Source organism: Caulobacter vibrioides (assembly GCF_002858865.1).
In the GTDB taxonomy this organism is placed as follows: domain Bacteria; phylum Pseudomonadota; class Alphaproteobacteria; order Caulobacterales; family Caulobacteraceae; genus Caulobacter; species Caulobacter vibrioides.
In genome coordinates this window covers 324,995-339,646 of the sequence record NZ_PJRR01000014.1, presented here as the reverse complement: position 1 = coordinate 339,646, position 14,652 = coordinate 324,995, and the positions used below count along the sequence as shown (strand labels likewise).

The window sequence follows — 14,652 nt, the reverse complement described above, 5'->3', positions numbered from 1 at the left end:
CTCACGGCCCCCTTGCAGGGCTGGGTTTCGGCGCTGGAGGAGGCGCCGGATGCGGTGTTCGCCGAGCGTATGCTGGGCGATGGGCTGGCGATTGATCCGCTGGGCTCGACGCTGCACGCGCCGTGCGACGGGTCGGTGGTGAGCGTGCACCGGGCGCGCCATGCGGTGACGCTGCGGGCGACGAACGGCGCAGAGATCCTGATGCATGTGGGCCTGGAGACCGTGGCGCTGAACGGCGAGGGCTTTGAGGTCTTTGTCGAGGAAGGCCAGACGGTGAAGGCGGGCGATCGGCTGATCGGCTTCGACCTCGACCTCCTGGCTCAGCGGGCCCGCAGCCTGATCACGCCGGTGGTGATCACCAACGGCGAGGCCTTCCAGATCGTGCGCCGCGACCAGGACCGCCAGATCGGCGTGGGCCAGTTCCTGATGGAGCTGTCGCCGATCGCGGGCGCATCGCTCGCCGCTGCGTCCGGAACCGCAGACCAGATCACCCGCCAGATCATCGTGCCCCTGGCCCACGGGATCCATGCCCGCCCGGCCGCGCGGATCGCGCAGATGGCCAAGACCTTCGCGTCGGACCTGACCCTGGTGACCGGCCCGCGCCGGGCCAACGCCAGGAGCCCGGTGGGGCTGATGTCCCTGGCCATCCGCCATGGCGACACGATCCAGCTGCTGGCCTCGGGACCGGACGCCCAGGCGGCGGTGGCGGCCCTGGCCGAGCTGATCGAAGGCGGCATGGGCGAGGGCGCGCCGGTGGCCGCCAAGACCTCCCCGACCAAGACAGAACCCTCCGAACCGCCCCCGCCCGCGCCACTGCCGCGCGACGGGGTGCTGAAGGGCGTGCCGGCCGCGCCGGGCCTGGCCATCGGCAAGGCCGTGCGGCTGTCGACCGCCGAGATCGTGGTGCGCGAGGCCGGCGAGGGCGTCGCCCACGAGGAAGCGGCCCTGGTCGCGGCCCTGGAGACGGTCCGCGCCCGGATCGGCAAGGCCGCCGAGACCGGCGACAAGGCCCGCAAGGCGATCCTGGCGGCCCACCAGGCGTTCCTCGACGATCCCGAACTCTATGCCGGCGCCCATCGCCTGATCGTGGACGGCAAGAGCGCAGGCTTTGCCTGGCGCCGGGCCGTGGGCGGCTATGTCCAGGCGCTGCAGGCGCTGGGCGATCGCCGCATGGCCGAACGGGTCGATGACCTGATCGACCTGGAACGCCAGGTCCTGCGCGCCCTCAGCGGCGAGGAAGAGACGGGCGCGGCGCTGGCGCCGGGCTCGATCCTGCTGGCCGACGAGCTGTTGCCCTCGCAGCTGATGGGCGCAGACCCCGCCGCCCTCGCCGGCTTCGCCACCGCGCGGGGCGGGCCCACCTCGCACGTGGCCATCCTGGCCGCGGCCATGGGCGTCCCGGCCCTGGTGGCCGTCGGCGGGGCGCTGTCGAAGGTCAAGGACGGGGCGACCCTGATCCTGGACGCCGATGCGGGAACCCTGCGCGTGGCCCCCGACGCCAAGGCCCTGGAGGCCGCGCAGACGGCGCTCGCCCAACGCCAGCAGCGCAAGGCCGCCGCCAAGGCCGCCGCCCATGAGCCGGCGGTGACGCGCGACGGGGTGCGTATCGAGGTCTTCGCCAACACCGGCTCGGTCGCCGACGCCCAGGCCGCCGTGGCCAACGGCGCCGAGGGCTCGGGCCTGTTGCGCACCGAGTTCCTGTTCCTGGACCGCGACACGCCGCCCGACGAGGACGAGCAGGCCCGCCAGTACCAGGCCATCGCCGAGGCCCTGGACGGCCGGCCCCTGATCATCCGAACGCTGGATGTCGGCGGCGACAAGGCCGCGCCCTACCTGCCGATCCCGGCCGAGGAGAACCCGGCCCTTGGCCTGCGCGGGGTGCGGGTCAGCCTGTGGCGGCCGCATCTGTTGAAGGCCCAGCTGCGCGCCATCCTGCGGGTCGAGCCGCGGGGCCAGTGCAAGATCATGGTCCCGATGGTGGCCAGCCTTGATGAGCTGCGCGCGGTGCGCGCGGTGCTGGAGGAGGCCAAGCGCGAGCTTGGGATCACCGATCGCGTCCAGCTGGGGGTGATGATCGAGACCCCGGCCGCCGCCGTCACCGCCGACCTGCTGGCGGCCGAGGCCGACTTCCTGTCGATCGGCACCAATGACCTGACCCAGTACGTGCTGGCCATGGACCGGGGTAACCCCGAACTGGCCGCCGGCATCGACGCCCTGCACCCGGCGGTGCTGCGGATGATCGACCAGACCTGCCAGGGCGCAGCCAGGCATCATCGCTGGGTGGGGGTGTGCGGCGGCCTGGCCTCGGACCTGGACGCCACCCCGATCCTGCTGGGCCTTGGGGTCGCCGAGCTGTCGACCACGGCCTCGATCGCGCCGGACGTGAAGGCCCGGGTGCGGGCGCTGTCGCTGGAGGCCTGCCGCGCCCTGGCGGCCCAGGCCCTGGAGCAGACCTCGCCGCAGGCGGTCCGCGCGCTCGTGCAAGGCCAGACCAACACCCCCCTCGGAGGCTTGAACCCATGAGGTCTCCGCTCGAGATCCTGCAGCCGCTGGGCCGGGCCCTGATGCTGCCGATCGCGGTGCTGCCGGTGGCGGCGCTGCTCCTGCGCATCGGCCAGCCGGACCTGCTGGGCGCGCCGGCCCTGGCGGCGGCCACCCACGGGATGTCGCTGTCGGTGGCCAACACCTTCGGCGCGGCCGGCGGGGCGATCTTCGCCAGCCTTGGCTTGATCTTCGCCATCGGCGTGGCGGTGGGCCTGGCCCGCGAGAACCACGGCGCCGCCGGCCTGGCGGGCGTGGTCTGCTATGTCATCGCCACCAAGGGGGTGGAGGCGCTGCTGGTCGCCCCGCCCGAGGTGGCGGCCAAGGCGGTCGAGGGAGCCAAGGATCTCGCCATAGCCGCCTGGAAGGCCAAGGAGATCGGCAAGCTGTCGATCCCGGTGGGCATCCTGTCGGGCGTGATCAGCGGCGCGCTGTACAACCGCTACAGCACCATCCAGCTGCCCGAGTACCTAGCCTTCTTCGGCGGCCGGCGGTTCGTGCCGATCGTGGCGGGCCTGGCCGGCGTCGTCCTGGCCCTGCTGTTCGGCGCGTTCTGGAGCACGCTGGAGGCCGGCGTCGACGGGCTCAGCGGCCTGGTCACCGCGTCGGGCGATCTGGGCCTGGTCGTCTATGGCCTGCTCAATCGCCTGCTGATCGTCACGGGCCTGCACCACATCCTCAACAATGTGGTCTGGTTCATCCTGGGCGACTTCAACGGGGTCACCGGCGACCTCAACCGGTTCGCGGCCGGGGACAAGACCGCCGGGGCGTTCATGAGCGGGTTCTTCCCGGTGATGATGTTCGGCCTGCCGGCCGCGTGCCTGGCCATGCTGCACACCGCGCGGCCCGAGCGTCGCAAGGCGGTGGCGGGGATGCTGGGCTCGCTGGCCCTGACCTCGTTCCTGACGGGCGTGACCGAGCCGATCGAGTTTACGTTCATGTTCCTGGCGCCGGTGCTGTTCGCCATCCACGCGCTGCTGACGGGCCTGTCGATGGCCCTGATGAACATGCTGGACGTCAAGCTGGGCTTTGGGTTCTCGGCGGGTCTGTTCGACTATGTGCTGAACTTCAACAAGGCCACGCGCCCGCTGCTGCTGATCCCGGTGGGGCTGGTCTATGGCGCGCTCTATTACGGGGTCTTCCGGTTCGCGATCCTGCGCTTTGACCTGAAGACCCCCGGCCGCGAGGACGAGGCGCCGCCCTCCGCCCAGGCGGTGACCACCGGCGGCGGGCGCGGGGCCGACATGCTGGCGGCGCTGGGCGGCGCGGCCAATCTGGTCAGCGTCGATGCGTGCACCACCCGTCTGCGGCTGATCGTGGTCGACCAGGGCCTGGTCAACGAGCCGGCCCTCAAGGCGCTGGGCGCCCGGGGCGTCGTCCGGCCCTCCGACAAGGCCCTGCAGGTGGTGCTGGGGCCCATCGCCGACACCGTCGCCGGCGAGATCCGGCACGCCATCAGCGCTCCGCCCGCGCCGATCACCGCGCCGGCTCCCGATGTCTCCCAGGCGGCCAAGGCCCTCCTGGCCGCCCTCGGCGGCGCCGACAACCTCCGCGACCTCTCCGTCCACGCCAGCCGACTGCGCGTCGTCCTCAACGACCCCCAACGCGTCGATCAAGCCGCCCTTCACACCGCAGGCGTGCGCGGCTTTGTTCGCGTGAGCGAGCACGCGGCGCACGTCGTCCTGGGGCCGGAAGCCCAGCGGATCGGCCAGGCGGTTCGCGCGATGATCTAGCCGTCAAAGCCGCTTCGACGGCTTGCCCGTCCGGGTGTCTGATGCGATAGGCCGGGCTTGGGTGGTCGATCGTCTTGGTCGATCAGGGTTTACGTTGGTCGGGCCGCCAGCGCGGAGACCCGCGCCATGCTGCAACGCGTCCGCAAACTGTCCCTTCTGAGAGAGCTTCTGGAAAGCGGGGCCGCCGGCGGTCTGCTTCTGATGGCCTGCGCCGTTCTTGCCCTCTTCGTCGCCAACTCGCCGCTGGCGGAGGGCTATTTCCACGCCCTGCATGTCCCGTTCGCTGGGCTTGATCTGCTGCACTGGATCAACGACGGCCTGATGGCGATCTTCTTTCTGTTCGTCGGCCTGGAGATCAAGCGAGAGTTCCTGGACGGGCAGTTATCGACCTGGGCCAACCGCGCGCTGCCATGCATCGCTGCGGCGGGGGGCGTCGTTGTTCCAGGCCTCATCTACGCAAGTCTGAACGCCGGCAGTCCAGAGACGCTGCGCGGCTGGGCAATTCCGACGGCGACGGACATCGCCTTCGCGCTGGGCGTCCTCTCGCTTCTGGGATCACGCGTCCCGACCAGCCTGAAGATCTTCCTCGCGACGCTGGCGATCGTCGACGACCTCGTGGCGGTTCTGATCATCGCCGTGTTCTATACCGCTGAACTCAACACCGCCGCCCTGATGGGCGCGGGGTTCGTCACCCTGGTGCTGGTGGGCTTCAATCGACTGAAGGTGAAGCGGCTCGCGCCCTATCTGCTGATGGGCGCGGCGCTGTGGTGGCTGGTCCTTCTGTCCGGAGTTCATGCGACCATCGCCGGCGTGGTGCTGGCCATGACCATCCCCTTGCACGCCTCGAAGGCTGCGCCGGACGACGCGACCTCGCCGCTGCATCGCCTGGAGCATGCGCTCTCGCCCTGGGTGGCCTTCCTGGTGGTGCCGATCTTCGGCTTCGCCAATGCGGGCCTGTCGTTCGCCGGCATGACGCCGTCGGTCCTGGCGGAGCCCGTGACGCTCGGCGTGGCCCTGGGGCTGTTCTTCGGCAAGCAGATCGGCGTGTTCGGGGCGGCGTGGCTCGCCATCCGCCTGGGCGTCGCGCGCCTGCCGGTGGCGGCCTCCTGGGCGCAGCTCTATGGGGTCAGCCTGCTCTGCGGCATCGGCTTCACCATGAGTCTCTTCATTGGTCTGCTGGCGTTCCGCGACGCAGCGCTGCAAAACGAGGTGAAGGTCGGCGTGCTGGTCGGCTCGCTCAGCTCGGCCCTGATCGGCGCGACCCTGCTGAGCCTGACGAAAAGGCGGCTACCGGCTGTCGATCAGTCGCGCGATCATCAGGCTGACGCTACCGCGTTGGACGACCTCGACCGCGGAGACGCGCGCTGAGGCCGAAGGCCCTCGAGGCCTACCGCCACCCTATCGACGACCATTCGGAATGAAATGGCGCTCGAAGTGCCAGTTAGTGTCGATCAGCTTGCGTTCTGGACACAAAGCGCGCTAGCAAGCAGCCCCCTCGCCACCCCACCGGTGAGGCAACTTGGGCGGCGCCCTATCGGGGGAGGGCCGCCCGTCCTTGCTTGGGTCAGCACGACACAGATTGCACCCTCGCGTCGCGGCGATGCGAGCGTTACGCTTTTGGGTGTCTGTTTGCAGGGGAGTGGCGGAGAGGGTGTCCGCTACTTGGTGCTTATGGTATTGAATTTCTTACATTTGTAGCCCGCTCGCCCACATTTTCACCCACATTTCAGAACGGCTGCACGAGCGCTTCTTTCCCCCGTATAGGGGGTGATTTCTTGAGATATTGGGGGCCTTTCAGCCTCGGGTGCTGAGGTGGGACCATCGAGGCGGTTGGCCACCCGTCAGCCTGGCGACGCGCCTGTTCTGGTCAGCGACAATGCGAAGACTCGCCAGATGCTGGGCTGGTCTCCGTCGCGCGATCTGGATGCGATCCTGTCCAGCGCCTGGCGGTGGCGCTCGGCGCAGCCGGTCGCGTCGTGAAGTAGCGCCTCCAGGAGGCGGATTTCGGAGCGGCGGTTCGACGGTCGCGCCCGAGATGGGCAAGCGGCGAGGATTGGTATAGCAAGGCATGTCGCGCGATAAGCGTGTTTGGCCTGGGTGATGTGTCTTGTTTTGTCCGATCGCGCTGGCTATTCGGTCGTCTAGCGTAAGGCGGGAGTTTTAAAGCGAATGGCTGAAGAGACCGTGCGTCGTCGGCGTCGGCAGAAGAGAAGCTCAACCGCAGCCAAGCTTCGTCAGCAGGCCAGGATCAGGAAGATTATTTGGATTTCCGTCGGCGTGGCGCTCGGGATCGCTTTGATGGCTGTACAAATTCGGTACTCTTTGTTGAACGGAAATTAGCTTTTAAATCGGAAATATACTGACCTTTCGGAGCCGGTGATTGTCCGATAGATGCTCGCCTGGTAAAATATTCTAGAGAATTCTGGCGAGAAACCTGAGCGCTTTCAACCGGCGGGGCGCGTGCTAATCGTATTGCACTATGACTTGGAGCGGCCAAGGCTCGCCACCAAAGCGTCGCCTGGCCCGAGTACAGACCTCCGGGGGGGGGCATCTCGCCGACTGGGTCTTGGGCTTGGTCGTTCTGAACGCGACCGGGATTGCGGCGCTCTGGCGATGATCTCGAGTAATAAGGGGCGATCCGTTCTCGGCTCTTGAGCGTAGCTCCGGATAGGCGTCCCCCGAGCATCACCGAGTTTTCTCCGCCCTGTCGCCCTACGTGATCAGCGCCATCGCTGCTGCGGAGGCGGTTTCGGCAAGCTCGCTGAAAGGCGATCTCGTCACGCTCGATGCGCTGAACACCGGCCGCGCGTTCGCGCTGCTGGATAGCGGCTGGCGGCTCATGGAGTGCTCGGCGGGGTTCGAAGCGCTCTTCAAGTCGCAGGCGACGCTCAGCGTGAGCCGAGGGCGGCTCGTCGCGAGCCTTCCCGGCGAACGGACGATGGTGGAGCGGTTCCTCGCGGCCTTGATCGGCGTGCGCCGGCTGCGAAACGCACCTTCTCCTCTGCGGCTCCGCTCGTCCGAAGGAGGGCGGGGGCTTGTGTTGCGCGCGGTACCGGTACCGCCGACCAACCAGGTGTTTGAGCTGTTCCAGCCGGCCGCCGTGTTGACCCCGACCGATCTGGACCGATCAAACCGCGTCCGACGCTAGGACCTGATCGCTCTGTTCGACTTGACGCCGAAAGAGGCCGAGATCGCCGCCTTGTTGGTGAAGGCGGCACGATCGAGAGTGTCGCGGTCTCCTGGGACATCAGCGAAAACACAGTCCGCCATCATCTAAAGTCGGTCTTTGGGAAGATCGACGTATCGCGACAGTCTGAACTGGTCAGCGTTGTTTCTAAGCTCGGCTGATCGCGCCTGACTAGGCTGATCCCGGGAGAGATCTTCCGGGTGAAAATATTCAGGCAATCTCGAACTTTTTCTGAGCCGAAACGAGGCTGGAGGTTGTCCGTCACGCGTCGATTTAGTACGGCCCTATAAACGCGCGGTCGAGAAATCCGGGCTATACACTGGTGGGGACCACGTGCTGATTTCAATTGCTCCGTCAGCGGGCCAGCGACGCTGCGTCGCTAAATCGTCGCCGGTCGCAGCCGAGATGCTGATGCGCGCGATAGATGCTCAGGTCCACCGCGGCGTTCGCGCGGACCGATTGTTCTTCCCCCTCGACAGCGCCGACGCGGTCTTCATCGCCGCGGTAGCCCCCACTCGTCGCGTCGACGACTTCCCGGATTTCTCTTACGTCTACCCCACCGCCGAAATGACGCGCCACGGCTTTACCCATGCCGGCATCGGTAGGGGCTCGGGCGATGAATGAAGGGCGCGCGCGAACAAGCGGACCGGATAAGCCGCTGAAGCTGTTGGTGATAGGCCTGAACTACGCGCCAGACTTCATCGGCATTCCAAAATACACCACCGAGATGTGCGAGGAATTGGCGCGCCGAGGCCACCAGGTCACGGTTGTGACGGCACCGCCGTACTATCCGGCTTGGGAGGTTCCGGCGGCCTATCGCGGTGCTTGGCGATCGGAGACGCTGAATGGTGTCCGCCTAGTTCGTGCGCCAATCTACGTGCCCAAGAAGCCCAGTGGGGTCACGCGCCTTCTGCACCACCTCTCTTTCGCTGCGACATCGCTGCCGGCTGCAACTTTCACCGCGTTGTCTCAACGTCCCGACGTCGTCCTCACGGTTGCCCCTTCACTGATGTCCGCGCCTGTGGCTCTGATCGCCGCCAAGCTTTCGGGGGCCAAGTCGTGGCTCCATATTCAGGACTTCGAGGTCGACGCCGCCTTTGAACTCGGCATGCTCAGGGGCGAGCGCGTCCGCAAGTTGGCGCAGCAGCTTGAGCGCTGTCTGTTGTCCGGCTTCGACCGGGTCTCAACGATCTCAGCCAGCATGCGCGGTCTGCTGCTTCGTAAGGGCGTCGAGGATGAGGCCGCTCTGGAAATCCGCAACTGGGTGGATGTCGACACGGTCACGGTCTGGCCGACCAGTGACACTTCCTATCGCCAAGCGCTGCAGATTCCGGCCGATCACGTCGTGGCGCTCTATTCAGGCAACATGGCCAGCAAGCAAGGCCTGGAGACCTTAGCCGAGGTCGCGGCGCTGCTGGAAGCGCGATCGGCCAAGGTCACGCTGCTCCTTTGCGGGCAGGGGCCGCTGAAAAGCGTGCTCGAAGAAGCCTGCGCTAACCGCCCGAATGTGCGCTTCATGGATCTTCAGCCGATTGAGAAACTGCCTGAACTCCTGGCCACCGCCGATGTCCATCTACTGCCCCAGCGGGCCGAAGCCGCCGATCTGGTGCTTCCGTCGAAGCTGACGGGCATGCTGGCTTCCGGGCGTCCGGTCGTCGCCATGGCCGATAACGGTACAGGATTGGCCACTGAAGTCGAAGGCTGCGGCCTGATTGTTACCCCAGGCGATGCGGCGGCGATGACCGGGGCGGTTCTGCGGTTGGCGGAAGACGCGCCGCTCCGACATGAACTTGGCGTCGCGGCGCGTGATCGAGCAGAGCAGCGCTGGCGCCGCTCCGCAGTGATCGACGGTCTAGAAGCGCAGCTGAAGCGGATCGGCGCTGAGATTTAAGGCGTCAGCTATTGAGGCGAAGGCCTGTCAGCCGAGTCAACTCCGCTAGAGCTTCTTCCTTGCCGAGGCCGTCTATTGCGGTCTCAAGCTCAAGAATCTTTGCGCCTACAAGGTATCTGTACCAGAAGCCCTGGAGCACGTGATAGATCGCGCCTTCGCGACCGTCCAAGAAGCCTAGCTGAAAGATATAGCGGTACAGGAAATAGCCCAGAGCGCTGAGCTGGAACGGAATGCGGTTGTAGATGCGCTCCTTGATCAAGCGCGTCACGGCTGCCTTCTTCGACGTCTGGTCCGAGGTTAGGTCAACGTCGCGTGCGAAAAGATGGCGTTTCTGATTGATGACGTCGACGGCTTCACGCGTGGCGTACTTGTTGTGCTTATCGGTGAAGAATGTCAGGTCGTTCAAATTGACATCCGAGAAGCCGCCTTGGAAGGTCACGGTGCGACCGTGATCCAGAAGCATATGCTCGTCCATCCAGCGCTGTTCGATCCGGCCGATGCCCCTGCGCCAGATGCGTAGGAGAATGAGCGGGTAGCGGCCGCCGTGCTTGACCCAGCGCCCCATGAAGATGTGCTTGCGCTTGAGGTTCACGCCAGTCACCTCGGCCGGAAGAGTGGGCAGCTTGGCGGCGATTTCGGCGACGAGGTCCGGCTCGATGATCTCGTCAGCATCCAGACGCATCACCCAGTCGGATGTGATCGGCGCATTGTCGAGGCCCCATTGGAACTGCGCGGCGTAGTTCACCCAGCGGTTCGACAAGACCTTGGCCCCGCGCTGCTCGGCGATCTCGATCGTCCCGTCCGTTGAGCCGGAGTCGATCACGAATACCTCAGTCGCGATGCTCGAGATCGCGTCGAGGCAGCGACCGATATGCTTAGCCTCATTGTGCGTGAGGATAACGACGGCGAGTTGGCTCATGGGTCAGTGCGCAGTCCAGTCGTAGCTCTGAAGCAGGCTTACGAGTTCGGGGGTGGATGGGCGATTGGCTCGAGCCGTGTTGAAGGCCAGATTCTCTGCGCTGAACATTGAGGCCAGTACGATCCCGTCCCTGTTGCTGGACAGCGCAAAATCCATAAGCGCCGCTGTCGCGATGTCGCGATGCGAGCCGCAGAAGCCCATTTGCGAAAGTTTGGCCCGCAGCACTTCGTCGTCTTTTACCGCTTGGGTCAGTTTGGATAGGGCACCGCCGACACCAAAGACGCTGTGTGTGACCCGCAAACCATCGAGTGGGGTCAGCGGGGCTTCAAAAGGTCCGGCGCTGTACTGCGCCATTCGATAGAGTGGAAATTCCACCAAGCCCTGTTCCGCAATCCAGCGATCGCCGGCTATGCCGATCATGCGCGCATAGCCCTTGTCCAGAATGGTTTGGAGGGCGGCTTGCACATCCTCGCGCCGGACGTCTTCAAGACTGGGTTCGTGCAGCGCCAGTACATCGACGTAGTCGACGCCAAGACTCTTCAGGCTGCGTGTGACGCTGGCCTCGATGGTCTTGGCGTCGATTGGGGCGCGAATGGGCATCGGCCGCCGGCGTGCGATGGCTTCGCGCAGATGCGGGGCCAGCTTTAGCGTCGTACGCAAGACCGGCTTCAGCAGCCTGGCTTTCGCTGAAAGCTGGGGAGGATCGATCCCAACCTTGGTGCAGATCGCGACCCTATCCCGCTTTCCCCTCAAAAACTGACCCAACAAAGTCTCGGCGGCGCCGTCGCCGTACGGAGGTGCGACATCAAACCAAGTGACGCCGTGATTGTATGCGTGCTCAAGAGCGGCAAGCCCCTGTCCGGCGGAAATCCGAGATCCCAGCGATGCGCAACCAAAGCCGATCGCGGAGACGTCCCGGCTAATCGGTTCGGCGAAGACTTGCCGCATGGCGGGATTCCTTATCACTCGTGAGCTCGGGACGGATCGCGTCGTTTGCGGACCATCAAGGGCTTTGGTCTTGGCTAGATGGTCCGCCAGTCGAAACGCCAGAGCAACACCGAGGAATGTCGGATTGGCTTGCCCTGATGAGGGAAAGACGCAAGTGGAGGCAAGATAAAGGTTGGAGACGTCGAAGGTGCGACAGTTTCTGTCCACGACGCCCTCGCCGGCCTCGTGAGCCATTCGGGCGCCGCCGACTTGATGAAAGCCATCTGTCGCTTGTTCCCAGATGCTTTGATGGCGTCGTTCAGGCGCGTCGCGATAGATTAACTCTCCGACCCCGGCTTTTCTCAGGGCCTGGTCGAGAAGGTCGTGAGAGCGAAGTACCGATCTGACGTCGCGCTCGGCGTATCGGAAGTCGATCTTTAGGCGCGGCAGACCGTAGGCGTCGACATCGTTCGACAGCGTCACGCGGCTGTCCGGGCTGGGCGATTGCTCCGCATGGTAATGCAGGGCATATCGGCCGGCCCTGTTCCGGATGAGGAAGCCGGGCTTTCGCGGTCGCCCATAGCGCGCACGAAGAATCTCTAGGCCGGTGGTAATGGTGCTGACTGGCTGTCCAACGACATTGGCTAGATGCCGCATCAGACGATATGGTCTAGGACCCAGATGGCTAAGGCGCACGCCGGGCGAGAGGAGTTTGCCGCCAACCGGCGAGGCTAGAGCCAGCCAGACAGCCGAAAGGACGCCACTACGATGGTTGGTGTTGTGGAACGGTGGGTTGTCGATCCAGAACGCCGTATTGAAGACCCCCTCGCGCAACTGCGTCGCCTTGGACAAGGTAAAGCGTCGGCGCGCGAAGGCGCCGCCCTCCAAGAAGAAATCGTGCTGGCCGACTGATCCGGGGTCGCTTAGCTGCAGATCGGCGATCTTGCCGGAGATATGGCCCATATAGCCGGTGCCAAGGGACGTTCCGAAGAGGGTTGGGTGGCGTGCCTGAGTCGCCAGCAACAGGCGAAGTGTCTCGAGGCCGCCGCACGCCAACACATAGCGCCGAGCACGGACGGTTTCGACGCGGTCACCGTGCTTGACCGACAGTCCATCTATAGCGGTCGCCGCGTCGTTGAGGAGCAGACCTACGACCGTCGCGTCAAGCACGATCTCGGGACCGTTCGGGCCCTGCAGGGCGCCAGCATGCCGCACACTCATGTCGATCTCGGGCGCCCAGCGTTCGAGCTGATCGAACTGGGCGTCGCCGTAGTGCAGCGCTTGGGTCGCGAAACGCGAGGGGCCGCATCCGAAGAAGCTGGCGGCCGCATCATACCAAGGCCTGACTTCTTCATGGTCGATTGGCCAGGCAGCTTCCAAAACGAAAGGGCGCGGCTCGAAGTCGACGTCGTCGTAGGGGACGCAGCGCCCGCCCCACCAACGTGAGGTGCCGCCAAGGGCGCGCCGAACGGCGACGTCCATTCCGGCGTGCCGCTTCACGTCCACGATCCGCGCGTCCGACAGGTCGGCCTTGTCGAGCGTGGCATCTTTGGTTCCCGACTCCAGGAGAAGGACCGAGAGGCCGTGGGCTCGGCAGCTAAGCGCCACCGCGAGGCCAAGCGGACCTGTCCCGACGACACAGACGTCGGGCATCGCGGTCGAGCCTTGCGGGGCGATCATGCGCGTGTCTTGGACCGGCGGATCACTCCCGGTCCATCTCGCACGATGCGCTTCTTCAAAGGTTTTGCGGGGTTCCCCGCATAGACTGTCCAAGGCTCAAGCGATTTGAACGCGACACCGCGCGCGCCTAGCACCGCGCCTTCGCCGACCACCACGCCGGGGCCGATGAACGCTTCGGCCGCGACCCACGCTTGAGGCTCGATCACGATGGGCCTGCTGATCAGCTGGAAGTTCGGATCCGAGATATCATGCGACCCCGCGCAGATATGCGCGCCCTGCGACACGAGCGCGTAATCGCCGACGGTGATCCGGTCCATGCTGTAGCAGTTGACGTTTGGTCCCAGGAACGAGAACTCGCCCATCGTCAGGTTGGCGGGGTACCAGACGCGCACACTGGGATAGACGCCTGCTGTTGGCGCGATCTTGGCCCCGAAGGCCACGAGCAGCAGTCGGCGCCAGCGATGCAGCGGCGGCGGCGTCCAGGACGCGAACACGGCCCACACGATCGACCACAGCACGCGATAGAGACGGTGGCTCAGGCTGAAGCTTTTGCCGCTCTCCCAGGTGTTGTGGGTCTCGGCGTCGAGGATGTCGCTCACAGCGCGCTCTTTATGGTTTGGATGAGGGCAGGGGCGACATTCGCAACGTCGAAGTGGGACTTGAAGGCCTGAAACGCGGCTTCGCGCATGGCCATCCTATGACGGGCATCCATCACCATCCAACCGCGCAACAACGCCTCGGCCCCTTCGGCGTCGTCGTTTTCTACCAGACCCGCTCCGGAGGCCTGGATTTCACGCCAGATGTTGACCTTGTTAGTGATCAGAACCGGTGCTCCGCAAGCCATAGCTTCGGCGACAACGATGCCAAAGTTCTCCTGGTGCGATGGTAACACGAACGCCTCGGCACCACGGTAGGCACCCCATTTGGCGTCGCCTTTCAGCATACCAGGCCAATGTATGCGGTCAGTGATCCCGAGCGCTTTCGCGCGGGCCTGGAGCACCGACACGAGACCCTCTTGGTCCGGGCCCGCGATCACGAGCTGCAGGTCGGGCTGCAGCGCGGCCACCTTCGCGAAAGCATCGATCAGGAGATCGCAGCCCTTCTTGCGGTGTATACGACTGAGGAAGAGCAGATAGGGGCGCTCGCCGACTGCCGGCACCAAGGTTCTGAACGCTTGACGCTGCGCCGGCGAGTCCGTCGGGGGAGCTGCGGTGCCGTAACCCACGACTTCTTCATTGTAACGCCACAGGGGGAACTGCCCCCGGGCAAGACGGCATTCCTCTTCGGAGGTGAAGAACACCTTGCGGGCCCCGGCCAGCAGGCGGCCCTCTACAAGTAGCCAGAAAAGGATCTTGGCTAAGTGCTTTAGCGGGTACGTCTTCCGGAACCAGGGATCCATCATTCCGTGGGTGAACACGAAATAGGGCGTCTTGCCCCACGGAAGCGTCATCGAAGCGCCGAAAGCCGTAAAGTTCCACAAGCCATTCACGATCACCGCGTCATAGCGATGAGCATTGCGCCGCAACCAAGGGATCAGTCGAGGCGAATATCCATAACGTCTGAGAAGGCCGCGACTGGCGAAACCGTTATCCTCCGGGCCAAGAGGATGAATCTTCAGGCCGAAGGACGCAATGAACGGTGCGGACGGCTGATCAACCGTTACCAGTTCTCGCTCGCAGATAGACCTTGAGGTCTCACTCTGGCGAATGATCCCCTCGATCGGTCCGCCCGACGCGGGATCTGCAGTCGCAATGACGTGTAAGACTTTGAGCAT

11 protein-coding genes and 1 pseudogene are annotated in these 14,652 nt (G+C 65.1%); 7 read left to right on the top strand and 5 right to left on the bottom strand.

What is annotated here, in order from left to right; translation table 11 throughout:
• From ptsP to CVUC_RS20840, 6 genes and pseudogenes are all read left to right on the top strand, one after another.
• On the top strand, window positions 1-2,523 hold a 2,523-nt coding region (gene ptsP / locus CVUC_RS11290), incomplete at its 5' end, for a phosphoenolpyruvate--protein phosphotransferase (protein WP_101685819.1).
• Window positions 2,520-4,274: an N-acetylglucosamine-specific PTS transporter subunit IIBC gene (gene nagE, locus CVUC_RS11285; RefSeq protein WP_096032376.1), complete on the top strand. Its 1,755-nt coding sequence runs from the start codon at window positions 2,520-2,522 to the stop codon at window positions 4,272-4,274. The genes ptsP and nagE, both read left to right, overlap by 4 nt.
• Before the next feature lie 126 nt (window positions 4,275-4,400).
• Entirely contained in the window at window positions 4,401-5,642 is a 1,242-nt protein-coding gene (gene nhaA, locus CVUC_RS11280) for a Na+/H+ antiporter NhaA (protein WP_096032377.1), read from the top strand.
• Window positions 5,643-6,104: 462 nt separating this feature from the next.
• A pseudogene (locus tag CVUC_RS11275) lies at window positions 6,105-6,259 on the top strand (hypothetical protein).
• A gap of 731 nt (window positions 6,260-6,990) precedes the next feature.
• A complete protein-coding gene (locus CVUC_RS11270; RefSeq protein WP_096032378.1) occupies window positions 6,991-7,422 on the top strand; it encodes a hypothetical protein in 432 nt (143 codons plus the stop codon).
• Window positions 7,401-7,622: a helix-turn-helix transcriptional regulator gene (locus tag CVUC_RS20840; RefSeq protein ID WP_096034720.1), complete on the top strand. Its 222-nt coding sequence runs from the start codon at window positions 7,401-7,403 to the stop codon at window positions 7,620-7,622. The genes CVUC_RS11270 and CVUC_RS20840 overlap by 22 nt, the downstream gene beginning before the upstream one ends.
• 193 nt (window positions 7,623-7,815) lie before the next feature.
• Here the strand turns inward: CVUC_RS20840 and CVUC_RS19735 are convergent, their stop codons facing one another.
• Window positions 7,816-8,052 carry a hypothetical protein gene (locus tag CVUC_RS19735; protein ID WP_125469913.1) on the bottom strand — a complete coding sequence of 79 codons (237 nt, stop codon included), beginning with the start codon at window positions 8,050-8,052 and terminating at the stop codon, window positions 7,816-7,818.
• 25 nt (window positions 8,053-8,077) lie between these two features.
• Between CVUC_RS19735 and CVUC_RS11255 the strand changes: the two genes are divergently transcribed.
• Window positions 8,078-9,352, top strand: a complete 1,275-nt coding sequence (locus CVUC_RS11255; protein ID WP_096032380.1) for a WcaI family glycosyltransferase — start codon at window positions 8,078-8,080, stop codon at window positions 9,350-9,352.
• Window positions 9,353-9,356: 4 nt separating this feature from the next.
• Here CVUC_RS11255 and CVUC_RS11250 read toward each other — a convergent pair whose 3' ends face one another.
• The 4 genes from CVUC_RS11250 to CVUC_RS11235 are packed head-to-tail and all read right to left on the bottom strand — an operon-like array spanning window position 9,357 to window position 14,652.
• Window positions 9,357-10,271, bottom strand: a complete 915-nt coding sequence (locus CVUC_RS11250) for a glycosyltransferase family 2 protein (protein WP_096032381.1) — start codon at window positions 10,269-10,271, stop codon at window positions 9,357-9,359.
• 3 nt (window positions 10,272-10,274) lie between these two features.
• On the bottom strand, window positions 10,275-12,878 hold the full coding sequence (locus tag CVUC_RS11245) for an aldo/keto reductase (protein WP_096032382.1): 2,604 nt from the start codon (window positions 12,876-12,878) through the stop codon (window positions 10,275-10,277).
• On the bottom strand, window positions 12,875-13,477 hold the full coding sequence (locus CVUC_RS11240) for a putative colanic acid biosynthesis acetyltransferase (protein WP_096032383.1): 603 nt from the start codon (window positions 13,475-13,477) through the stop codon (window positions 12,875-12,877). The genes CVUC_RS11245 and CVUC_RS11240 overlap by 4 nt, the downstream gene beginning before the upstream one ends.
• On the bottom strand, window positions 13,474-14,652 hold the full coding sequence (locus CVUC_RS11235) for a glycosyltransferase (protein ID WP_096032384.1): 1,179 nt from the start codon (window positions 14,650-14,652) through the stop codon (window positions 13,474-13,476). The genes CVUC_RS11240 and CVUC_RS11235 overlap by 4 nt, the downstream gene beginning before the upstream one ends.

What these genes read in the sequence shown, in the direction of transcription:
- nagE (WP_096032376.1), top strand. Translation starts at nt 2,520, where the DNA reads ATGAGGTCTCCGCTCGAGATCCTGCAGCCGCTGGGCCGGGCCCTGATG.
- nhaA (WP_096032377.1), top strand. Translation starts at nt 4,401, where the DNA reads ATGCTGCAACGCGTCCGCAAACTGTCCCTTCTGAGAGAGCTTCTGGAA.
- CVUC_RS19735 (WP_125469913.1), bottom strand. Translation starts at nt 8,052, where the DNA reads ATGGGTAAAGCCGTGGCGCGTCATTTCGGCGGTGGGGTAGACGTAAGA.
- CVUC_RS11255 (WP_096032380.1), top strand. Translation starts at nt 8,078, where the DNA reads ATGAATGAAGGGCGCGCGCGAACAAGCGGACCGGATAAGCCGCTGAAG.
- CVUC_RS11250 (WP_096032381.1), bottom strand. Translation starts at nt 10,271, where the DNA reads ATGAGCCAACTCGCCGTCGTTATCCTCACGCACAATGAGGCTAAGCAT.
- CVUC_RS11245 (WP_096032382.1), bottom strand. Translation starts at nt 12,878, where the DNA reads ATGATCGCCCCGCAAGGCTCGACCGCGATGCCCGACGTCTGTGTCGTC.
- CVUC_RS11235 (WP_096032384.1), bottom strand. Translation starts at nt 14,652, where the DNA reads ATGCTCAAAGTCTTACACGTCATTGCGACTGCAGATCCCGCGTCGGGC.